Source organism: Adhaeribacter radiodurans (assembly GCF_014075995.1).
Classification (GTDB): Bacteria; Bacteroidota; Bacteroidia; order Cytophagales; family Hymenobacteraceae; genus Adhaeribacter; species Adhaeribacter radiodurans.
Genome location: NZ_CP055153.1, coordinates 4,175,298 through 4,197,138 on the forward strand (window position 1 = coordinate 4,175,298; position 21,841 = coordinate 4,197,138).

General features: G+C 41.7%; 17 protein-coding genes. 4 read left to right on the forward strand and 13 right to left on the reverse strand.

The annotated features are described in order from the left end of the window. The first annotated feature begins 87 nt into the window (after positions 1-87). The gene (locus HUW48_RS16725; protein ID WP_182412032.1) at positions 88-465 is read left to right on the forward strand and encodes a hypothetical protein; all 378 of its coding nucleotides are present in this window, start codon (positions 88-90) and stop codon (positions 463-465) included. Positions 466-542: 77 nt separating this feature from the next. Here the strand turns inward: HUW48_RS16725 and HUW48_RS16730 are convergent, their stop codons facing one another. From HUW48_RS16730 to HUW48_RS16785, 12 genes are all read right to left on the reverse strand, one after another. After that, positions 543-1,574, reverse strand: a complete 1,032-nt coding sequence (locus HUW48_RS16730) for a spore photoproduct lyase family protein (protein ID WP_182412033.1) — start codon at positions 1,572-1,574, stop codon at positions 543-545. Positions 1,575-1,762: 188 nt separating this feature from the next. After that, positions 1,763-2,845, reverse strand: coding sequence for a spore photoproduct lyase family protein (locus HUW48_RS16735; RefSeq protein WP_182412034.1), 1,083 nt, complete (start codon positions 2,843-2,845; stop codon positions 1,763-1,765). A 371-nt stretch (positions 2,846-3,216) separates the two neighbouring features. Next, positions 3,217-5,358, reverse strand: coding sequence for a molybdopterin cofactor-binding domain-containing protein (locus HUW48_RS16740; RefSeq protein ID WP_182412035.1), 2,142 nt, complete (start codon positions 5,356-5,358; stop codon positions 3,217-3,219). A 2-nt stretch (positions 5,359-5,360) separates the two neighbouring features. Then, the gene (locus HUW48_RS16745) at positions 5,361-5,825 is read right to left on the reverse strand and encodes a (2Fe-2S)-binding protein (protein ID WP_182412036.1); all 465 of its coding nucleotides are present in this window, start codon (positions 5,823-5,825) and stop codon (positions 5,361-5,363) included. A gap of 242 nt (positions 5,826-6,067) precedes the next feature. Beyond that, positions 6,068-6,796 (reverse strand): 6-phosphogluconolactonase, encoded by a 729-nt coding sequence (pgl, locus tag HUW48_RS16750; RefSeq protein ID WP_182412037.1) that lies wholly within the window; start codon positions 6,794-6,796, stop codon positions 6,068-6,070. Further along, entirely contained in the window at positions 6,793-8,334 is a 1,542-nt protein-coding gene (gene zwf / locus HUW48_RS16755; RefSeq protein ID WP_182412038.1) for a glucose-6-phosphate dehydrogenase, read from the reverse strand. Before zwf ends, pgl begins: the two co-directional genes overlap by 4 nt. A gap of 241 nt (positions 8,335-8,575) precedes the next feature. Continuing rightward, positions 8,576-9,994 carry an NADP-dependent phosphogluconate dehydrogenase gene (gene gndA / locus HUW48_RS16760; protein WP_182412039.1) on the reverse strand — a complete coding sequence of 473 codons (1,419 nt, stop codon included), beginning with the start codon at positions 9,992-9,994 and terminating at the stop codon, positions 8,576-8,578. Positions 9,995-10,043: 49 nt separating this feature from the next. Next, complete coding sequence (locus tag HUW48_RS16765) at positions 10,044-10,661, reverse strand: HAD-IA family hydrolase (RefSeq protein WP_182412040.1); 618 nt, start codon at positions 10,659-10,661, stop codon at positions 10,044-10,046. Further along, positions 10,661-11,788 (reverse strand): transaldolase, encoded by a 1,128-nt coding sequence (gene tal / locus HUW48_RS16770; RefSeq protein ID WP_182412041.1) that lies wholly within the window; start codon positions 11,786-11,788, stop codon positions 10,661-10,663. Before tal ends, HUW48_RS16765 begins: the two co-directional genes overlap by 1 nt. Beyond that, the gene (locus HUW48_RS16775) at positions 11,785-12,240 is read right to left on the reverse strand and encodes an RpiB/LacA/LacB family sugar-phosphate isomerase (protein WP_182412042.1); all 456 of its coding nucleotides are present in this window, start codon (positions 12,238-12,240) and stop codon (positions 11,785-11,787) included. Before HUW48_RS16775 ends, tal begins: the two co-directional genes overlap by 4 nt. Before the next feature lie 7 nt (positions 12,241-12,247). Then, the gene (gene tkt / locus HUW48_RS16780; RefSeq protein ID WP_182412043.1) at positions 12,248-14,269 is read right to left on the reverse strand and encodes a transketolase; all 2,022 of its coding nucleotides are present in this window, start codon (positions 14,267-14,269) and stop codon (positions 12,248-12,250) included. Positions 14,270-14,501: 232 nt separating this feature from the next. Beyond that, positions 14,502-15,278, reverse strand: coding sequence for an SDR family NAD(P)-dependent oxidoreductase (locus HUW48_RS16785; protein WP_182412044.1), 777 nt, complete (start codon positions 15,276-15,278; stop codon positions 14,502-14,504). 619 nt (positions 15,279-15,897) lie between these two features. Between HUW48_RS16785 and HUW48_RS16790 the strand changes: the two genes are divergently transcribed. The 3 genes from HUW48_RS16790 to HUW48_RS16800 all read left to right on the forward strand — a co-directional run bounded on the left by HUW48_RS16790 (position 15,898) and on the right by HUW48_RS16800 (position 19,236). After that, on the forward strand, positions 15,898-16,524 hold the full coding sequence (locus HUW48_RS16790) for a hypothetical protein (protein WP_182412045.1): 627 nt from the start codon (positions 15,898-15,900) through the stop codon (positions 16,522-16,524). Between the two features lie 531 nt (positions 16,525-17,055). Then, the gene (locus tag HUW48_RS16795) at positions 17,056-18,312 is read left to right on the forward strand and encodes a multidrug effflux MFS transporter (protein WP_182412046.1); all 1,257 of its coding nucleotides are present in this window, start codon (positions 17,056-17,058) and stop codon (positions 18,310-18,312) included. 24 nt (positions 18,313-18,336) lie between these two features. Continuing rightward, on the forward strand, positions 18,337-19,236 hold the full coding sequence (locus HUW48_RS16800; protein ID WP_182412047.1) for an aldo/keto reductase: 900 nt from the start codon (positions 18,337-18,339) through the stop codon (positions 19,234-19,236). Positions 19,237-20,278: 1,042 nt separating this feature from the next. Here the strand turns inward: HUW48_RS16800 and HUW48_RS16805 are convergent. After that, complete coding sequence (locus HUW48_RS16805; RefSeq protein ID WP_182412048.1) at positions 20,279-21,181, reverse strand: manganese catalase family protein; 903 nt, start codon at positions 21,179-21,181, stop codon at positions 20,279-20,281. Positions 21,182-21,841 lie beyond the last annotated feature (660 nt).

Genomic DNA, 21,841 nt, shown 5'->3' on the forward strand with positions numbered 1-21,841 from the left:
TCTTCCATTTGCTATATTATTTTTAGCTAGAAAAGAACCTCGCTTCTAATTGGTGCGTACAGTTTAATTCACTAAGCACTAATTAAGATGGCACTAGCAGAAGAAGATAAACAAACTACTCCGAATAAACCCAAAAGTGTAAATTCGGACTATCACCAGGACCAGGCCAATGGAAACCAACCCGATCCGAGTGCTAAACGGAACGTAGGCCCAGGTGGTGAAACCGAACGCAACGATCAAAAAGATTCTTTAGAAAACCTACATATCGGCGGTAACGAAGTTACTGGTTATGGCGCCAACGACCCAGATAACAAAGAAGCATTTGCTCAAGGACCTGGGTTCGAGTTTGAGGGAAGTTACGATGAAATGGACGGTCAAACTAACGGAATCAGAGCGAATGATCAGCCTTTTGGCGCTACTGAAACCAAGCCCGAAGAAACCGATTCGGATTATAGCCGAATTTAAACTTAGGAAATAAGATAAAATAAAAGCAGCCGGTAAGTATATCGGCTGCTTTTATTTTACAAAAAGTAAAAAATAAATTAGAAGATATAGCGGATAGCACACCAAGGAATAATTTCCTGCTGCAATTGCTTGAACTCAGCAATGAGTTGGGCTTTTAACTGATGCTGGTACCGCACATTAATGCCACCAAACTGGCTGCGTTTGGTTTCTTGCGTTTCCGGGGTCCAGATTAAGGCTTCGGCTTTAGGGTTAATTGCTAAATTAGCCTGGTGCTGCCAGAAATTATGCGTCAGGAAAATAACCTCGCTGCTCATTTGTTCTTTTACTTTCGGGTGAACTGTATGGTTTAACTGTTCAAACAACTCCCGATAATCTTCTTGCCAACCTTCGTAAACAATTACCGGCGAAAAGTTAACGTGCACTTCGTAACCAGCTTGGTAAAAATCGTTAATGGCGTAAATACGCTTTTCTATTGAATCGGTGCGTACGTCTACTAATTTGCTTACTTTATGAGGCAACAAGCTAAACCGAATACGCACTTTCTGCTGCGGATCGTAAGTAAGTAATTCCGGATTCACAAATTTGGTTGCAAAAGTGGCAAATGCTTTAGGGTGGTGCCGGTAAAAATCAACGGCAACCTTCACGTTATCGGAAATAGCGGCATCCACCGAAATATCGGAGTTACAACCAATGTCGTAAGTATAATACAAGCTATGCGTTTGGTTGGGCACTTTCGGCCAAACTTGCTTTCGGACGTGCTTGTCTACAGCGGCCAGAATTTCTTCGGTGTTGGTGAATAAGGTAATAGGGTTTACGGGTTTGTTGCGGTCAACGTAGCAATAGGCACACGCGCCCATACAACCATTAGCTAAGCTCGGCGAAATAAAATCGGAGCTACGGCCACTTTCTTTGCAAACTAAGGTTTTTAAACGACCTAATACCAGTACTTCCGACTTCACCTGAAAATGATTACTTTCCAGCGCCGGCAACCGATTATGCTGCTGAATTGCCTGATGATTAGCCGCAGGATGCGAGAGAAGCGCCTTCTGACCACGCTCATTTAGCGCGTCGGGCGTGTAAAAAATGGTAGATGGTTGAAATGTCTGCATACGTATTTATAACAGGTCAACCACTGGCATGGTTCAACCCGGCACATAATAAACAAATTGATAATCAATTATTTACAACATTTCTTCTAATTTTATTAGGCTCTAAAAATCGAATATTTAACAAGTAAAATCAAGGAATTTGCATCAGGTAAAAACAAAAAAGGCAGGTAATAACCTGCCTTTGCCTATTAAGTCCAGTATAAAATGGGAGCATCCGGAAAGCGTCGTTTTATTTCCGATTGAAAGAAGCTGCGTAACATGTTCATGGTAACGGTATTGTATACATACTTCTTTCCGCCAAACTTATTAAACTTAAGCGAGCGGTTGGTTTCGTCGAAGTCGATAGAAGTATTAGGGTACCATTCCTGCAATAAAGCTTTGGAGCCGGGAGTAAACCGATGCGTAATTAGTTCAAAAGTAATCTCACAGGGAAAATCTAAGGTTTGCTCTAAACGATTGAGTAAATGGGTATACTGCTCTTCCCAATCGGGTAAAGGCATAATTGGAGCCAATACAATACCTACTTTATAACCACCGCCACCTTGCGCTTTGGGTAAAGCTAATTTCCGGATGGCAACTAAACGAGCTTCCATCGAAGCCGTGCCAGCCTCCATTCGAGAAGCAACCAATTCAGTGTTTAAACTTAGCCGGGGATGCGTATGCCCATTGTGAGGCAATTGCAATAAGCCATCTACCTGGTCGAACTTGGAAACCCAACGCAAATTCATGTTCTCCTGCTCGCCAAAAAACCGAATAGTTTCAGAAAGACTACCGGTAACGTGTTCAATACCCAATGGATCGGTATAACAACTAGCCTCGAAAGTAGTAACCTGATTAGGTTTCTGGTAATTTTTTAAATTTTCCAGAATAGCGGGCAAGTTGGCAAAAGCCCGGATTACGGGCGGACCTTGCAAGCTACCAGCTAAATAGCAATACTGGCAATGCGCCGGACAACCTTCGGCTAAATGAAACTGGTAATCGGCCGAAGGGGGAATAGGCTGTAACTTAAAGGCACTAGCCGGAGCAGTTACCACAGCTAAGGTACTTTTCGCTTTCCGGTAGGTTTCGCGCTCGTCAGCACCGCGCAAGCCAACTAAACGGTTTTGTTTTAATTCTTCAATGGGTAAGCCTAAATCCTTCACCCGCTCGTAAATCTGCTGCCCCCGAGGTTCCTGCAAAGCGGCGGGCGTAAATAACACTTGTTTGGGAATCCATAATTTGGTTTTACGAACAATGGGTTTAATTTCTTCTATTTCCTGGGTGGCTATCATTTGCTTATTCTTAGTGCGTAAAGGGTATTAATGCAAATTGTTTTAGCAGCTCAAACTGTTGAGCAATCTGTTATTATTTAAACACCTTTACCCACTATATAATTCAGCTTTTATTACCTAATAATTAATATTTACTAACTGTAAATCAACAAGATACCTTATATTTTTAAATTAATTATTTTCCAAAAACAAGCATCTTCCAACTTGTTTTACTTAATAAAATTCAAATAGTCTTAGTCCGATAATTAGTAAGAAAAGAAACTTGATGATAAATTTAGAAAAGCTTTAAAAGAATAAGGGAGGAAATTACTAAAAAGCGAAAAAGCCCGGAACAGAAATCCCGGGCTTTTCAGTTTTAATAAATTTAGAAATTAAATTATATCTTTTAATTCTTGCTGATCTACGAAAGGTTGATTTCGCAAACGTTTACCAGTAGCTTTAAAAATGGCATTAGCAACAGCTCCTCCGGTTGGCGGTAAGGCAGGCTCACCTAAACCAGTTGGGTCTATGCCGTTATCTACAAAATGCACATCTATCTCCGGAATTTCTTTTAAGCGAATCAGCCGGTACGTATCAAAGTTCTTTTGCGTAGGCAGACCGTCTTTAAAAGTTAATTTGCCATACATGGCGTGGCCAATACCATCCACAATTCCTCCCATCATTTGCTGACGGGCACCACTCAGGTTCACTACTATTCCACAGTCGCCGGCAGCGTAAATCTTTTTCAAAACTGGTTTTCCTTTCTGTACCACTACTTCACCTACTTGGGCTACGTACGATGCATGCGAGAAGTAAACGCTAAAGCCTTGGAAAACACCTTTTTTCTTGCCCCATTGGGCTTTTTCAGCTGCCAACTGGATTACGCCTTTCATCCGGTCAATATCGTATTTAATTTCTCCCACCGGCGTTCTCTTTGCTTTATCCAGTAAATCGAGGCGGAACTGAACCGGGTCTTTACCAGCAGCCAGCGCTACTTCATCAATAAAAGATTGCTCGGCAAAAGCTAAAAAGTTTGTTATAGGAGCCCGCCACGGACCAGTTGTAATCGGTGATTGATGCTCTACCGAGTCAATCAGCAGGTTATCAACCGCACCAGATGGAAAGTTATGTTCGCGGGTGGAGTTACCGGCATTAATACCAGCACCCCTTAATTTATAGCCAATTAAATTGCCCTGGGCATCCAGAGCAGCTTCAAAGCGATACCGAACAGCTGGCCGGTAAGAACCACCTGTCATATCATCTTCGCGGGTCCAGATTACTTTTACTGGAGCTTTTACCAAACTGGATACTTCGGCTGCTTCTAAAGCGTAATCGGCTTTTAAGCGGCGACCAAATCCACCACCCAAACGAGTAATTTGTACCGTTATTTTTTCCGGCGGAATGTTCAGCAACTTAGCTGTTTCGTTACGTGCCAAATCCGGAGTTTGAGTAGGCCCTATTAATTCTACACCATCTGGCCGAACGTGCGCAAAGAAATTCATCGGCTCCATTGGGCTGTGCGACAAGAATGGACACTGGTACTCACTCTTAACTACTTTAGCCGCATTTTTAAAAGCAGTATCAACATCGCCATCTTTCCGACGCACCGTAGCTTCGGTACTGTTCAACAACTCCTGAAAAATCCGGTCGTGATCCTGAGTACTTTCAATGTTACCATCTTTCTCGTACTCTATTTTTAAAGCTTCGCGCGCTTTTTTAACCTGCCAGGTAGATTTACCTACTACCGCTACGTTATTTTTAAACGTAACTACATCTACAATTCCCGGCATAGCTTTAGCTGCCGCCGAATCCAATGATTTAATTTTCATTCCGAACGCCGGCCGCTGCACCATGGCAAACAACATTCCTTCGCGGTAAAAATCCAGACCAAAAAGTGGTTTACCTGTTACAATAGCAGGGTGTTCCACATTTTTTATCGCTTTCCCGATCAGTTTAAAATCTTTCCGGTCTTTTAGTTTTACTTCGGTTGGTACGGGTATTTGGGATGCTTCGGTAGCCAGTTCGCCGTAAGTTAATTTGCGATTGCTGGATTTATGCCATACTACTCCTTTATCGGTAGTTAATTCAGATACGGGTACGTTCCAGCGCTTGGCCGCTGCTTCCATTAGCATTTGGCGAGCAGTAGCACCTGCTTTCCGCAATCTTTGCCAGGAATGAGGCACTGCCCCACTGCCACCGGTTACCTGGCGCTCAAATTTTTTATCTAACATGGCCTGCTCTACTTTCACCTTAGTCCAGTCGGCGTCCAGTTCTTCGGCCACAATCATTGGGAACGAAGTTTTAATATTTTGGCCTAACTCCGGATTTGGAGAGAAAATAGTAATCAAGCCATCGGTAGAAATTTTAAGATAGCTGTTGAAATCAATATCTCCGGCAGCCAATGCTGCTTGACCCACTACCGAAGTAGTTGCTGCTTCGGAGCTGAGCCAATTAAAGCCCAGAAAAAGTCCGCCGCCGGCAGCAGCAGATAATTTTAAGAAATTACGCCGGCTCGTTTGTACTTGCGTTGACATGGCTATTTCGTGGTTTTGTTAGCGGCTAATTGCACGGCTTCGCGAATCCGGTGATATGTTCCACAACGGCAAATATTGCCAGTCATAGTAGCGTCGATTTCAGCGGTAGTGGGCTTGGGATTTTTCTTTAACAAAGCAGCAGCCGTCATTATCTGACCAGCCTGGCAATAACCACACTGCGATACGTCAATTTCGTTCCAGGCTGCTTGTACCGGATGATCTCCTTTGGCCGATAACCCTTCGATGGTAATAACTTTTGATTTACCTACCGCGGATACAGGGTAAACACAAGAACGGGTGGCTTCGCCGTTAACGTGTACGGTACAGGCACCGCATTGTGCTATGCCACAACCATATTTAGTGCCGACCAACCCCAAGTGGTCGCGTAGCACCCACAAGAGCGGGGTATCCGGCTCTACATCGGCCTGATAGCTCCGGCCATTAATTTGTAATTTATACTGGGCCATTGGTTTACGGATATTAGTTTAAAAGCTAATTTACTAAACAATTAAAAATTTACCAGAAATAATATTGTATAATTTACTATAACTAATGAATTATACACCGAAAAGATAGATTTTTACAATTGGAAGAAAAGCGAGGGGATTTTATCAACTAATTTTAACAGTTCGGGGAGTACTGCTTTGTACGGTAAAAATAAAAACCACTAATCTTTAATTAAGTAAAATTAAAAATTAGTGGTTAAACTTTAAATACCAGTTTTTAAACGATTGGCTGCTGCTTCATCAACTAACCAAATAATTTCACCATTTGGTGGCTGAATTAATTGGGCCGGGTATTTTTCCGGATTAGGCTCTCCTTCTAAAACCTCGTATAAGGCGTTGGTTTTCTTTTCGCCGTAAGTTAAAAAAACAATTTTGTTGGCTTGGTTTATAAAAGGAGCCGTAAGGGTAATACGGTACATTTGCTGCGGTTCTAAATAATAAGCCTGCACCCAACGCTCTTTTTCGTGCAAAACGGTTGTACCCGGAAAAAGCGATGCAGTATGTCCATCATCGCCCATTCCAAGTAAAATTAAATCAAACCCAGCATTTGTTTCATTAAAGTGATCTCGTAACAGATCTTCGTATTGTTGCGCATATTCTTCGGGCGGCACATCGCTCCACATGGGGTAAATTTGATTGGGCGGAATCGGAACATGATTCAGCAAAGTTTCAAAAGCCATTTTAGCATTGCTGCGTTCGTCGGAAAGAGGAACCCACCGTTCATCGCCCCAAAATATATACGTTTGTTCCCAAGGAATTTCTTCGCGCAACGGCGATTGAGCCAGTAAACGATACAATTTATCGGGCGAAGAACCTCCGGTTAGCGCCACGGTAAATTTATTTCTGGCTTGCACCGCTTCCTGGGCGGTTTGCCGGAAAATTTCGGCCGCAGTTTGGCTGAGCTCGTCCGTGTTCCTAAATATTCGGATCATACTTTCTCTTTTTCTTTTGCTTCTTTAGAATGACCATTCCGTGAAACATTTACGGCCCATGTATGGCCTTCGCGCGCAATTAAAGCTTCGGCATTTTCTGGCCCCCACATTCCGGCTGTATAATTCGGAAACTCTAATGAAGGTCTTGATTCCCAAGTTTCCAGAATTGGCGTAATTACTTCCCAAGCGGTTTCTACCTGGTCCGAGCGCATAAATAAGGTAGCGTCGCCTTGTAAAGCATCGAGAAGTAAAGTTTCGTACGCTTCCGGGGATTGGGTAGAACAATTATCGTAATCAAAAACAAATTCGGCTGGGGTTAATTGCATTTCCAATCCGGGCCGTTTAGCAGTAAACCGCAGCCGGATATCCATTTGAGGCTGAATATTTATGGTTAACCGATTGGGCAATAAGTTTTCGGATAAAGCCGTAGAAAAGGTAGAATGCGGAACCGGCCGGAACTGAACGGTAATAGAAGAAGTTTTTTCCTGCAAACGTTTGCCTGTACGCAAATAAAAAGGTACGCCTTGCCAACGCCAGTTATCTAAGTAAAATTTAACCGCGGCATAAGTCTCAGTGTTTGATTGCGGGTCTACACTAGACTCTTCGCGGTAACCCGGTACTCTTTTACCTTCTACCCACCCAGGTCCGTATTGTCCCCGAACGGCGTGTTTGTTTACCTGGTCCGGCGTAAGCCGCCGAATAGCGCGCAGCACATCTACCTTGCGATTACGTATTTCTTCGGCTTCGAACGAAATAGGTGGTTCCATGGCTACCATGCACATAATTTGCAACAGGTGGTTCTGGATCATGTCGCGTAAAGCACCGGAGCCCTCGTAATAACCTCCTCTATCTTCCACTCCTACTTGCTCGGCTACAGTAACTTGCACATAATCAATGTAATTTCGATTCCAGAGAGGTTCAAACAAGGCATTGGCAAACCGAAATGCCAGAATATTTTGCACTGTTTCTTTCCCTAAGTAATGATCAATGCGGTAAATCTGACTTTCCTGAAAAGTACGGGTGAGTAACTGGTTTAAATCGCGCGCTGTTTCTAAATCCTTGCCGAATGGTTTTTCTACAATAATGCGATCCTGAGAAGCTTCATTAGCTAATCCGGCCGAGTGAATATTTACTGTAACTGCTTCAATAAACTGCGGCGCAATAGACAGGTAAAACAAACGGTTCGCCCGGGTACCCCAAGCCTTATCAAATTCCGCAATTTTATCGGCCAGTTTTTTATAAGCTTCCTTATCGTTAATTTCAGAAGGTAGATAATATATATATTGATTGAAAGTATCCCACTTTTCATCGGAAGGTTTACCGCTGCGCGAAAACTCATTTAAGCCTTCGTACAAACGTGAGCGGTAATCCTTATCGTTTAGCGGCGTACGACCTAAGCCAATTACAGCAAAATTTTCGGGCAACCAGCCATCCAGAAATAAATTGTAAAAAGCCGGTAACAGTTTTCGTTTAGTTAAATCGCCGGTACCGCCAAAGATAACCACCACAGTCGGCGGTGTTTTTTTGCCTGTTATCATAAATTTTAATAATTAATGAGGTAGTACCATCAGATTAAAGCTAAATAAGGGCAAAGAGTTTATTCTTTAATAAAATCCATACAACCAGACCCACCTCTTGTATTTATTACTCCGTTTAATTTAAAAGTAATAAAATTTATTTCCCGGAAAGTAACTCCTCGAACTACTAACCTGAAACTGCATAAAATGTTAAACTTTGCTTAACCTTAACGCTTATTCCTGACTATTTTTACTAAATGGCTTAACTCCATTGCGTATGAAAAATTCCAGGCTGATCGATACGTTCGTAGGTATGGGCCCCAAAGTAATCGCGCTGGGCTTGAATTAAGTTGGTAGGTAAAGTTGCACTACGGTACGCATCAAAATAACTAAGCGAGGCCAATAAAGCCGGCATCGGAATACCTTTATCTACTGCTGTTTTAACTACAGCGCGTACATCAGTTTGGCGTTGCAATAAGCTTTGTCCGATTTTAGGATCGAGCAACAGGTTGGGTAAATCTGGATTAGTGGCAAAAGCTTGCCGGATATCTTCTAAACAAGCTGCCCGGATAATGCAGCCTCCCCGCCAGATTTTAGCTACTTCCTGCAACTGCAAACCGTAATTATAAGCTTGCGATGCTACCCGTAACTGCACCAGACCTTGAGCATACGTAATTAACATTGAAAAATAAAATGCCTGCCGAAGCTGATCAATAAGCTGCGAATTGTCGGTATCTGAATTAGAAGCTACGTCTATTCCCCCTAATTGCTGAGCAGCTTGAACTCTTTCGTCTTTATAAGCTGATAAGTCGCGCATGGTTACGGCCATATCCACGGTAGGAAGGGGAACTTGTAAATCCATGGCATTCTGCGAAGTCCATTTACCGGTACCTTTCTGACGGGCACGATCCGAAATCATATTTACTAATCGTTGGCCGGTAACTTCGTCGTTTTTTTGTAAAATTTCACCGGTAATCTCAATCAGGAAAGATTGAATTTCGGTTTGGTTCCAACTGGAAAATACTTGTTGTAAAGCATCATCGTTTAAACCCAAGCCACGTTTCAGGAAATCATAAGTTTCGGCGATTAACTGCATAATGCCGTACTCAATGCCGTTATGCACCATTTTAACGTAATTCCCCGCCGAGCCATTTCCTAAATAAGTTACACAAGGTTCCCCGTTTACTTTCGCCGCTACGGCTTCAAAAATGGGGCGTAATCTTTCGTAAGCTTGTTTATCCCCTCCCGGCATCATACTTGGACCAAAGCGGGCACCTTTTTCGCCTCCTGAAATACCCATTCCGAAAAAATGAATTCCTTTTTCGCCTAAAGCTGCATCCCGCCGATCAGTGTCTGGGAAGTAAGAGTTACCCCCATCAATTACAATATCACCGGGCTCCAGAAAAGGTAACAAACTGGCAATAGCAGCATCTACCGCCTTACCGGCCGGAACCAGCAACATTAAGGCCCGGGGCTTCCGCAGCGATTGAATAAATTCTTCGGCGATTGTAGTTCCTTTTACCGGTTTACCTTTGTCCGCCTCATTTTCCAGAGCTAAAGCTTTAGCCGCGTCCAGGTCCAAACCGGCCACAGCGAAACCATGATCGGCCATATTTAAAAGTAAGTTTCGGCCCATTACGCCCAAACCCACCATGCCAAAATCGTATTGTGTGTCGTTCATATATAGCTCTATGTTAGAAGCTTTTGGTATAAATGTAAAAGGATAACCGTTAAACTAAACCAAAGTTTGCCAAAGCTTGCCGGGTAGTAGCAAAACTGGTATGGTGAATGCAGTGCATGCCTAAACTACTTGCCTCCCGCACAAACATAGCCCGGTCATCGATATAAATGCTGTTTTCCGGGGCTACCTGGGCCACATCTAAAGCCAACCGGAAAATATCGTGGTCGGGTTTCCGGAAATGCACAAAGCACGACGAGACAAAAGTATCAATGAATTTATTTAGCCCGAATTGCTGGATACGGTAGGCATTAATTTCGCGGCCTTCGTTGTTTACGGCAATGGTTTTTAAGCCATAGCGCTGTTTTACTTCCGTAACCAGGGCTATCATATCGGGGAACGGACCGGTTTGATCCATTATAAATTTAGTAAATTCCTGTCGCGAATAAGGCCGGTCTTCGTAAAAAACTATCCGGTCCAGGTATTCGTCGAGGCTTAATTTACCAGATTCGTAAGTATCAAAAGTAAGGTGGTGACGCTCGTTGAGTTGTTCGTAATCTAAGTTAAAATTTTCCGCAGCTCTTTTCCGGGCTGCGCGGTCCCAGCCGTTGGTTAAGAACACCCCGCCTATATCCAGAAAAAGGGCTTTAATAGAAAAGTTGTCACTCATTATAGTGTGGCTGCTTCTTTACGTTTTTCTTCCAGAACCCCCATTAAACTAGTAAATGGTTTAATAAATTTCTGGATACCTTCTTCTTCTAATTGTTGGGTTACCGCGGCTAAATCAATTCCTAACTCCGCTAATTGGGCTAAAGAATTACGGGCGTCATCGGTACCTTCTTCCAGGCGAGCAGCTGGCTGACCATGGTCACGGAAAGCATTAAGCGTTTCCATTGGTACAGTATTTACGGTATCGGGCCCAATTAAAGATTCCACGTAAAGTACATCCCGGTAAGCTGGATTTTTAGTACTGGTGCTGGCCCAAAGTAAACGCTGCGGTTTCGCTCCTTTTTCGGCCAAGGCCTTAAATCGGGCAGATTGGAATACTTCTTTATAAATCTGGTATGCCATTTTCGCGCTAGCAATGGCTGTTTTTCCGAGCAGTTGCTTTGCTGTTTCGGCTTTATCGGTGCTTTTGTTTGCTAATTTTTCCAGTTTAGGGTCTACCAGAGCATCAATCCGGCTCAAAAAGAAACTGGCTACGGAAGCTACTTTATCAATTGGTTCACCTTTTTTAGCCCGTTGTTCCAGACCAGCAACGTAGGCTTCGGCAACTTGCCGGTATCGTTCCAGGCTAAATAAAAGCGTTACGTTTACATTAATGCCTTCGCTGATTAACTGGGTAATTGCCGGTAATCCTTCGGAAGTACCGGGTACTTTAATCATTACATTTGGCCGGTTTAGGGTTTGCCAAGAAGACTGAGCTTCTTTTATAGTACCGGCTGTATCCATCGCCAGAGTGGGCGAAACTTCCAGGCTTACATAGCCATCTAAGCCATGGGTTTGTTCGTAAACTCCTTTAAAAGTATCAGCCGCATTTTGCACATCTTCAATTGCTACAGCCAAAAAAATTTCTTCGGTAGATTTGCCTGATTGCGCTAGAGTTTTAATCGCCTCCCAATAATCGTCGCTGCGGGCAATAGCTTCTTCAAAAATAGCCGGGTTAGAAGTAACGCCCCGTAGGTCGTCATCGTCAATGAGTTTTTTTAATTCGCCGGATGCAATAAATTTCCGACGGATATAGTCTAGCCAGATACTCTGACCAAACGATGAGATTTGAGCAAGAGAACTTTTCATGATTTATTCTTTTTTTCTAAGGCTATTACTTTATCTAAACGCCGTTGAAAGCGCTCTTCTTTTAAAAACTGCGCTTTCAAAAAAGACTGCACAATTTCCCAGATGAGCATGGGGCCGATTACCCGTCCGCCTATGCAAAGTAAATTCAGGTCGTCGTGTTCTACTCCCTGGTGGGCCGAGTAGCTCTCCGTAATTAAAGCGGCTCTAACACCCGGGAATTTATTGGCTGCCACCGATACGCCTACTCCGCTCCCGCAAATGGCAATTCCCCGTTCTACTTCCTGCCTGGCAACAGCTTGCGCCAAAGGAATAATAATATCCGGGTAATCGTCATGGGCATCATATACATGTGCCCCGTAATCAGTAACATCGTAGCCGGCATCGCGCAATTGTTGTATTATTTTTTGCTTTTGTTCGAAACCAGCGTGATCGGCGGCAAGCCCTATTTTCATAATTATTTTAATTATTTAAAACCGCGCGCGCTTTTTCTACTACATTGGCTACAGTAAAACCAAATGCTTCCAACACTTTATCACCCGGACCAGATTCGCCATAACGGTCGATGCCTACTACAGCACCTTCAGAGGTAACGTATTTGTACCAGGCCATGGTAATGCCCGCCTCAGCAGCTACTCTCTTTTTAACGGATGGAGGTAATACTTCGTCGCGGTAAGCTTGATCTTGTTTTTCGAATAATTCCCAGGAAGGCATGCTCACTACCCGAGCTTTAATACCTTCTTTTTGCAGTTCGGCCTGAGCGCCCATTACTAATTGTACTTCTGAACCAGTTCCAATTAAAATAATATCCGGCGTTCCTTCAGAATCACTTAAAATATACGCGCCTTTCTCTACATTACGTGCCGGTGCATAACGCTCCCGATCAATAGTAGGTAATTTCTGGCGGGTAAGAATTAAGGCTACCGGACCTTTCATGCGGTTCATGGCAATCCGCCAGGCTTCTACCGTTTCATTGGCATCTGCCGGGCGAATAACGGTTAAATTAGGAATAGTGCGTAAAGCAGTTACGTGCTCAATAGGCTGGTGCGTAGGTCCATCTTCACCTACGGCAATACTATCGTGCGTGAAAACGTAGGTAACCGGTGCTTCGGTGAGAGCCGCTAACCGGATAGAACCGCGCATGTAATCGGAGAAGGTCAGGAACGTACCACCGTAAACCCGCACACCGCGGTGCGAAGCCATACCGTTTAGGATAGCGCCCATTCCGTGTTCCCGTACCCCAAACCAAATGTTGGTGTGATCATAGCTACCCGGCTGGAAGCTAACATCGCCTTTGGTAGGCATTTCGTTGGAACTTGCTAAATCCGCAGAACCACCAATTAACCAAGGCACTGTTTGCTTTAAGGCTTCTAAAGTTTTACCAGACGCCTGCCGGGTTGCCAGTGCTTCGCTGGGAGCAAAAACCGGTAAGTTGGCATCCCAGTTAGCAGGTAGCTCTCCTTGATAAGTTAGTTTTAATTGCTCGCCCTCGGTGGCATATTGCTTTTGATATTCTTCAAACTTACGTTGCCATTCGGCTTGTAATTTGGCTCCTCTTTGGCCAGGCTCCAGAAATTGCTCTTTTACTTCGCCCGGAACAAAGAAACTTTGGTTCGGATCGAAACCTAAATTTTCTTTGGCTTTTTTCAGGTTTTCGTCACCTAACGGATTGCCGTGCACTTTACTGGTGCCTTGCTGAGGGCTACCGTAGCCAATTATGGTTTTTACAGATATTATAGAAGGACGTTCGGTTTCTTCCTGCGCTGCGCGGATGGCTTGGTCAATGGCTTCAACATCGTTGCCATCTTTTACTTGCTGCACGTGCCAGCCATACGCCTCGAAACGGGCCATTACATTTTCGGTAAAAGCCAGACTGGTTGGGCCATCCAGCGAAATATCGTTATCGTCGTACAGGTAAATAAGCTTACCCAGCTTCAGGTGACCGGCCAACGAAGCAGCTTCAGCAGCTACTCCTTCCATTAAATCGCCGTCGCTTACAATACAATAAGTAAAATGATCGATTAACGGGAAATCGGGACGATTATATTTGGTGGCTAAAAAGGCTTCGGCCATTGCTATACCAACGCCATTACCAAATCCCTGGCCCAACGGACCAGTAGTTACTTCTATCCCGGGAGTTTGAAAAGACTCGGGGTGACCCGGTGTTTTAGAACCAATTTGCCGGAAGTTTTTAATTTCTTCTAAAGGCAAATCATACCCATACAAATGCAATAAGCTATACAACAACGCAGAACCATGCCCAGCTGAAAGAATAAAGCGGTCGCGATTTTGCCAATGCGGATCCTGCGGGTTAAACCGGAGAAAACGCGACCAGAGTACATAAGCCATTGGGGCGGCTCCTAAAGGTAAACCAGGGTGTCCTGAGTTTGCTTTCTGTACCATATCGGCAGAAAGAAAACGGATGGTGTTAATGCTGAGCTCATCGAGCTGGGTTATTGTTTCGGTGGAATTTTGTTCAGCCATGTTAAATAGAAAAATAATATAAAGTCAAAAAATACGTTTTAACGTTAAGCAAATGCTTTCGGATGAAATATCAAGTTATTTTGCTGTTAACCAATAATTACCGATTTAAGTAAAAGTATTACTCCTACTTATCTTAAGGTTTCTTACCCGTTAGCAGTAAAATAGTTGTAAACTTAAAACTAATGTTGAACAAATCAGCAGTTCTGGTACTGAAATAGTTATTTAAGATTGATTACTCATAAGGCGATGGACTAACTGACGTCCAGCCACCATCAATAATCAGGGTTTGTCCGGTAATATGACGGGCTTTTTCCGACACCAGGAAAACTGCCGCGTGGGCAATATCAGCGGGAGATGCCGGCCGCCCCATGGGAGTAATAGTTGACCAGGTATTTTCGTAGTTTAAATCTTCGGCGGTTCTTTCGGTAAGGGTGGCGCCCGGTGCAACTGCATTCACGGTAATGCCATAAGCCGATAATTCTACCACCAGGTTCTTGGCCAACATTTCCAGGGCGGCTTTGGTCATGCCATAGGCGGCCAGGTTTTTGTGCGCCTGATGCCCGGTAACCGACGACATAAATAAGATACTACCACCCGTTTGCTGTTTAATAATTTGCTGGGCAACTGCCTGAGCTAAAAAGAAGGACCCGCGCAAGTTTAATTCCATTACCTGCTGCAAAGCTTCGGGAGTATAAGTTAGAAAATCACCAAAAAGCGTAATACCCGCATTAGCTATGGCTATAGTAACCCTACCAAAGTGTTCTACTGCTTTGCGCACTAATTCTCTTATAAAAGAAACATCAGCCGCGTTACCCGCTACTCCTAAACAGCAATCTGTAAATTCATTATTTAATTGGTTCATAGCCTTTTCGGTTAGGGCCGGATCGGCATCGTTCAAAACAATTGCTACACCTTGGCGAGCTAGCTCCCGGCAAATAGCAAATCCTATACCTTGGCCTGCCCCGGTTACAATAGCCACTTGCTGTTTTACATTTTTGTTTTCGAGCATAGTAAAAGGAATAATCAACTTAATTGATAAAGTTATATTTCTTTAAATAATCTTCTTCCGGCAACTTAGCCTTAATTAGCTAAAAACCTGAACAGGTAACCTACTTTCTAAAAATTACGCTCCGTTCCCCTTGGATACCTTTAGCTGAGGCTACAGTTATCTTGGGCGGAAATACGTATTTCTCCGGGATAAAACCAAATTCCAATAGTAGGTTGCGGATGAATAGCAAGAATTTCATTGGGCGTTTTACATTAATCGCAAACTTGTATAATTCAATGGGCCGGCCCACAATATTCTTTACTCAAGAAAGATATTTTAACAGGTACTTATCAATAAAAATCAGGTCGGTTTAACTAGAAGAGGTACGTTTAATATTTTAAACTTATTTGCCTGCATCATGAAGTCTATTGGAGGTTTAGGCTTTAAGAAATTGCTTTAATTTTAAATGTGGCCTTAAACAAGAAAAGTATAGTACTTTACATAGAGAATTAACAATATTTCATAATCGCGTTCTCTTAGAAATGTTAAAATAACAAAACTACTATATATTTACTACCGTAATGCAAGAGCAATACAAACATTAATCAATCTTATTAACTGCTAAAAACCAACAACACCTATGGCCACCAACTATAGCACAATTAAAGAAGTTTCTAATCTTAATCATTCCTCGGTTTCAGCTAATGCTGTTCTGTTAGTGAAAGCCGAAGAATCGCTTATTCAACTAAGTTGGGTAAAGTCGCCTGCTCCTGACGAATTAATCGAGTGCGCTCATTTAGTTAGTGAGTTAATAAAAGGAAACAATTTACTTTATTTCTTGCACGACCTTCGAAATGTAAACTATGTAGATATAAATTTACAAAGATGTTTAACCAAAGATTTTTGCCCGCAAATTCTGGAAGCTGGTATTACCAAATTGGTGCATTTAGCCCATTATGCGCTCCCTGAATTAATGATAATTGATCAGATTACTGATTATCTGAAGAGCAAAGTAGTTACTGATAAAAACGTTAAATTAGAAATCTGTACCACTCCTGAAGGTGCTATGGATTGGTTAAGCAATGTTGCTGCTCAAACAGCTGGCTCTTCGGTTAAAATACAAGTTAAAGAAGCAGTAGCTGAGCAAGTAAGTTATAACTGGACCGTTGCCGCTCAAATTAGCGCTTCCATTAAGCATTATAAAGAAAAAGCAGCTTTAGTTTTTGGAATATTAACCAAGCGCAAATCCTTTCTTTCTGATTTATAATATTTACTTTATTTCTTTTAATTAGAAAACAGAAAGAGAAAACCAAGCAGGTTTTCTCTTTCTGTTTTCAGACCATTTCATAAAAATAAAGCCCGTACTATTGATTAGAAGGTTTTTTATACTATTCTGCTCAAAAGAGTAATAGCAGGCTTTCTCTAAAACCTATATTATCCTAGGAAAGATTATATAGAAATCATTGTTTTCATATTTGTCCTCACTTTCTAGTTCCTAAAACACTATTCTACTTACTAAAAAAAGCTCGTTTAAACGAGTAGGCTCTAATATTCAATTTAAAAAATAGCCTTAGCTCTATTCTAGTATTTGAATAACTTTTTTTAATCATTAAGTCACCTTCAAAGCATAACCGCTTTTCTTTAAAAAGAATATTTTAGAAAGTTTTATATTCTTAATCAACTTATCGCTAGAGTAATCAGTATAAAATTACTTTTACGTTATCCTGCATTACCAGCGAAAATAAAAGTAAAAACTAGTTGTTGCGGGCTTTTATATACTGGCATGTTTTAAATTACCATGACCCCCAAACAGCGAACAAGCATTATTCTTATTTTAGGAGCTCTTGCTACGATCAGTCCTTTCTCGATTGATATGTACTTACCGGGTTTTCCGGCCATTGCCCAGGATTTAAACACTACTATCGACCAGATTCAATTATCCTTAACCAGTTACTTAATTGGTATTGCTATTGGTCAGTTATTATATGGCCCTTTATTAGATAGATTTGGTCGGAAGAAACCGCTTTATATTGGTTTAACTGTTTACATGCTGGCTTCAATTGGTTGTGCCTTTACGCACTCTGCCAATAATTTAATGATTATGCGGTTTATTCAGGCAATTGGGGGTTGTGCCGGTATGGTGGCAGCTTTGGCTCTGGTGCGCGACTTATTTCCGGTAAGTGAAATTGCCAAAGTACTTTCGCTGCAAACGCTAGTAATTAGTGTATCGCCTATGATTGCTCCTACCGTTGGCGGCTATGTTACGGCTGCATTTGGTTGGCAATCTATTTTTATGGTATTGGCCGCCATTGTGGGTTTAATTGTTCTGGGAATTTACTTTTTTTTACCAGCCGGCCGACCACCAGATAGTACTATGTCTTTATTGCCGGGCCCGGTATTAAGCAATTTTTATTCGGTCTTAAAAAATCCTCAATTCCTTACTTATTTGCTCGCCGGAGGAATAGGAGCCGCAGCGCCGTTTGCTTATATATCCGGTTCGCCGGATGTGTTCATGAATATTTATAAGGTAAGCGAACAAGAGTACGGGTGGATTTTTGCCTTTTTAGCGGCGGCTATGATTGGCTCTACCCAATTAAATACGCCTTTATTAAAACGTTTTTCCAGTGAACAACTCCTCACTTTTGCTTTATTTTGGCAAACGGGCATTGGTTTTTTGTTGGTAGCGGGTACGGTTTTGGGCTGGTACGATAAATTTAGCCTGATTATTTTAATATTTCTTTTCCTGGCCGGGCAAGGGTTAAATGTGCCTAACTCGTCGGCTCTTTCGCTGGCTCCTTTTGCCCGACAAGCAGGTAGCGCTTCGGCTTTATTAGGCTGTTTCCGGATGGGAATTGGCGCTGTGGCTTCGGCGGCGGTGAGTATATTACATAATCAAACAGTTTTACCTATGGTGGTGGTAATGGCTTTGTGCGCTTTTATAGCCGCCATTATTTTATTCATCGGCAAAAAACAAATTAACTTGCAGCCTCCCATACCTGGTTTAGAAGAAACGGAGTTGCAGGAAACCACGCAACCAGTACCCCTTCAGAAATAATTTCAGCTTTAATTCGTCAGAAATATGCACTATAAAGTATTAGGTAAATCAGACTTAAAAGTAAGTACCACCAGTTTTGGTTGTAAGTCTTTACCGGCAACTAATCCGGAAGAAAGCATTCAATTACTGCAACAAGCCTTTACCAACGGAATTAATTACTTTGATACCGCTGACTTGTACGATAAAGGAGAAAATGAAAAATTAGTTGGACAAGCCTTTCGGGAAAATCGCCATCAAGTAATTATTGCTACTAAAGTAGGAAACCAATGGCGTACGGATGGCAGTGGTTGGGATTGGAACCCCCGCAAAGAATATATTTTAAAAGCCGTAGAAGGCAGCCTGCAACGACTACAAACCGATTACCTTGATTTATACCAACTGCACGGTGGCACCCTCGACGACCCCATTGATGAAACCATTGAGACATTTGAGTTACTGAAACAACAAGGTAAAATCCGGAATTATGGTATATCTTCTATCCGACCAAATGTTATCCGGGAATACATAAAACGGTCGAATATTGTGAGCGTAATGATGCAGTATAGTTTACTGGACCGTCGCCCCGAAGAAACTGTATTAGATTTATTACAGGAAAATCAAATTGGAGTTGTTACCCGGGGTAGTCTGGCTCAAGGATTATTAGCGGGTAAACCGCCTAAAACTTACCTCGGCTATTCGGAACAAGAAGTAAAAAAAGTAATTGAAGCTATACAAAACCTGGTTACAGACAATCTATCAATGGCTGATGTGGCCGTTCAATACGTGTTGCATCATCCGGCGGTAGCTTCTACTGTTTTAGGTATTCGAACTCAAACCCAATTGCAAGAAGCCTTATATATCCCGAACGCGGAAGCGCTATCAAATAACAATCTTAATTTTTTGCAGCAATCCCTCCATCCTCTCCTTTATGAACAGCACCGCTAAACAATAACGCGGATGAACTTACAATTTGAAGCAAAAAAGAAGAGAGTAGTTAACATTTAAGGCTTAGCCAAATTAATTTCTTACTTCTAAAAAATTTTCCTCTACAATAAATATAATGCTTAGCTAAATATTTTAGATTTTGCTAAATTTTTAATAAAAACTTATATCTATTTTTTAACATCTCTGCTTCAATCAACAGGGTAAAATAAAGCAAAATATAAATTTAACATTCCGGAGGATTTATAATATTTTTTGTTTAAATCCTAAAATATTAATTGGGTTTAGAATAAAAAAGCTCTACTATAGGCCAGAACAGGCTTCATTTATCTTGCTCCAAGCAGGCAAGTCATTTACAACTTGCATTTTACCTCTATTCTCTTTTAGGTAACTAATAAGTACATAAATTATTTTAAAAGTAAAAGTCATAAATATTTGTATATTAAGTTTTCTGAATTTATAATCGTATAATATTTATTAACTTACTTAATAGTCTTACTAGCTGATTTAGTAAAACTATTTAATAATGCTACTTACTTTTTTGTCACAAACCCATTTATAATTTCAAACTAGCTAATGGAATCTCTGTACCTTTTATTTATCCCTCCTTAAGGGTTTTCAAAATTTTCTTACGACTTTAGCATAACCATGACCGGACCTTTGTTTTCGGTCATGGTCGTTTATAGAAGTTATAACTTCCTTTAAATTATAATAACATTGATCAAGCCACGCTCGAAAAAAGTATACTTACAGGTTTAGCATTCTGTTAAATACCTCTATTAAGGGTAGTTAATACCCGATTGTTTAATCATTATTCCATAGATAGCCAAGGAAAGTATTGGTTTAAATTCTTTGAAATACTTAGCGGAGTTTGGTTTTTTTTGGGAGCCTTGAAAAGGCTTCACGGAAAAGCCTTTTATTTAACTTTATATAGTCTGGGGTTTATACTATTTGGTATTAGACCACAGAAAAGAGTAAAATAAAAAAGTTACTACCCTTAGCCGAATAGTAACTTTGAAAAGGTTAAGCTAATTAAAAAGAAGGATTAATACTTAATACCCATTTTTTTGGCGATATCTTTAAACATATCCGGGTCAAAATCTAGCGCTCCGGGTGCATTAAGTTGTGGTTCTTCGTCCATGTCTGGCATTGGGGTACCTTCAGGCGCTCCGAATCTAACTTCTAAAGGTTGTCCGTCTTCCGGATGTGGTCCGTTAAATACTAAACCAGCTTTTTGGTAATCGTCTTGGCTAAAAGTATACAATATCCGGTGAATACCGTTTTCTTCGTATTTACGCGTTTCCGGAAAAGCTTTATTGCTCAGGTCGGGCGTTGGAATTAATTTAGTTACATCGGCCCCAGTTAAATGCTCCAGAGCCCGGGCATAGGCCACCACGTGCAAGCCACCCCGAACTAGTAAAAAGCCTACCATTTCCCGGGCAGTTGGGTCGGTTACCATTTCGTAAACCCGCATTTTATTGGCTCGCGCACCGCATTCTAAAAAGAAGTTGTGCAACAAATCTAATTTTAAGTTACCGCTGTTAAAAACATTTTGGCCGGTCCAGAAATTACCCATCGAGTCCAAAGGCAAGGCAGATTGGCCGCTGGCAATAAAATGGTAAGTATTACGAGCATCGGTAGCATCTTTAAGCGGACCAGGCTCCGGATCGAAACCGCGTTTTGTAGTACCAGTTAATAGCAAATTAATGGCATAAGAAACTACCTCAATGTGGCTGTATTCTTCCCCGGCAATACTGCATATTAAATCATAGAATGGCCGCAGGCGCTTCCGGCCCCGAAAGTTAAACGACTGAAAAGTGTAGTTCATCAGGGTAGACATTTCCCCGAATTTACCACCCAATAATTCTTGTATCGCTGCCGCATCATTCGGCGACGGATTGTTAGGGGTAGGCAGCTCTATGGGCAGCCGGTCCATTCTTAAAATCATAATTTCTGAGTTAACAAGTTAAAAATGAGAATAGAATAATGATTTCCTAAACGTTTGAGCTGGAGCAAGGTTTGTAAAAAATTAGTTATTTATAGATTAAATTATCTAAAATTAAAAGAACTCCAGAGGAATATGCTGCTTAAAAAAAGCAGGGATTGCAATTATTGGAGGAGGAGAAAACAGCATTTATTTTATTTGAAGTACCCGCCACAATAAAGGCAATGCACCAATAATCATTCTTGATTTATTGGCCACAAAAGAGCACTATTTAGGCCCAATAGCAAAAAGCAACTTCCTTCGTTCAAACCCGCCAGGTTTTTAAAACAGGATTGTCGGAAATAGCAGATTAAAACAGTTTTTTCTAGTTACCTCTGTCATCCTGGAATGATCTAACCAATTAAGAGTGACTGCGGCAGGGTAGTCTGGAAAGTTATAGTAGGTAATCTCCTTTACTACCAACAATTCGTTCTTCTTTTCTGCCGGTTAGGTCCTGGCAGGATTACTAATGTGGAAGAAGTAGCTATCATCAATCTATTGTTCCGGCAGGTTTCCAACATTCCTGTTTATAAAATCTACCGGGTCAATACCATATAATTTAACCCAAATCTTGATAGGGAAGCTCTAAATGCGATTGGGTATTAATTTAGATAAGAATCAAAA

What these genes read in the sequence shown, in the direction of transcription:
- zwf (WP_182412038.1), bottom strand. Translation starts at nt 8,334, where the DNA reads ATGATAACAGGCAAAAAAACACCGCCGACTGTGGTGGTTATCTTTGGC.
- HUW48_RS16745 (WP_182412036.1), bottom strand. Translation starts at nt 5,825, where the DNA reads ATGGCCCAGTATAAATTACAAATTAATGGCCGGAGCTATCAGGCCGAT.
- tal (WP_182412041.1), bottom strand. Translation starts at nt 11,788, where the DNA reads ATGAAAAGTTCTCTTGCTCAAATCTCATCGTTTGGTCAGAGTATCTGG.
- HUW48_RS16775 (WP_182412042.1), bottom strand. Translation starts at nt 12,240, where the DNA reads ATGAAAATAGGGCTTGCCGCCGATCACGCTGGTTTCGAACAAAAGCAA.
- gndA (WP_182412039.1), bottom strand. Translation starts at nt 9,994, where the DNA reads ATGAACGACACACAATACGATTTTGGCATGGTGGGTTTGGGCGTAATG.
- HUW48_RS16785 (WP_182412044.1), bottom strand. Translation starts at nt 15,278, where the DNA reads ATGCTCGAAAACAAAAATGTAAAACAGCAAGTGGCTATTGTAACCGGG.
- HUW48_RS16790 (WP_182412045.1), top strand. Translation starts at nt 15,898, where the DNA reads ATGGCCACCAACTATAGCACAATTAAAGAAGTTTCTAATCTTAATCAT.
- HUW48_RS16800 (WP_182412047.1), top strand. Translation starts at nt 18,337, where the DNA reads ATGCACTATAAAGTATTAGGTAAATCAGACTTAAAAGTAAGTACCACC.
- HUW48_RS16725 (WP_182412032.1), top strand. Translation starts at nt 88, where the DNA reads ATGGCACTAGCAGAAGAAGATAAACAAACTACTCCGAATAAACCCAAA.
- HUW48_RS16765 (WP_182412040.1), bottom strand. Translation starts at nt 10,661, where the DNA reads ATGAGTGACAACTTTTCTATTAAAGCCCTTTTTCTGGATATAGGCGGG.
- HUW48_RS16795 (WP_182412046.1), top strand. Translation starts at nt 17,056, where the DNA reads ATGACCCCCAAACAGCGAACAAGCATTATTCTTATTTTAGGAGCTCTT.
- tkt (WP_182412043.1), bottom strand. Translation starts at nt 14,269, where the DNA reads ATGGCTGAACAAAATTCCACCGAAACAATAACCCAGCTCGATGAGCTC.
- pgl (WP_182412037.1), bottom strand. Translation starts at nt 6,796, where the DNA reads ATGATCCGAATATTTAGGAACACGGACGAGCTCAGCCAAACTGCGGCC.
- HUW48_RS16805 (WP_182412048.1), bottom strand. Translation starts at nt 21,181, where the DNA reads ATGATTTTAAGAATGGACCGGCTGCCCATAGAGCTGCCTACCCCTAAC.
- HUW48_RS16735 (WP_182412034.1), bottom strand. Translation starts at nt 2,845, where the DNA reads ATGATAGCCACCCAGGAAATAGAAGAAATTAAACCCATTGTTCGTAAA.
- HUW48_RS16740 (WP_182412035.1), bottom strand. Translation starts at nt 5,358, where the DNA reads ATGTCAACGCAAGTACAAACGAGCCGGCGTAATTTCTTAAAATTATCT.
- HUW48_RS16730 (WP_182412033.1), bottom strand. Translation starts at nt 1,574, where the DNA reads ATGCAGACATTTCAACCATCTACCATTTTTTACACGCCCGACGCGCTA.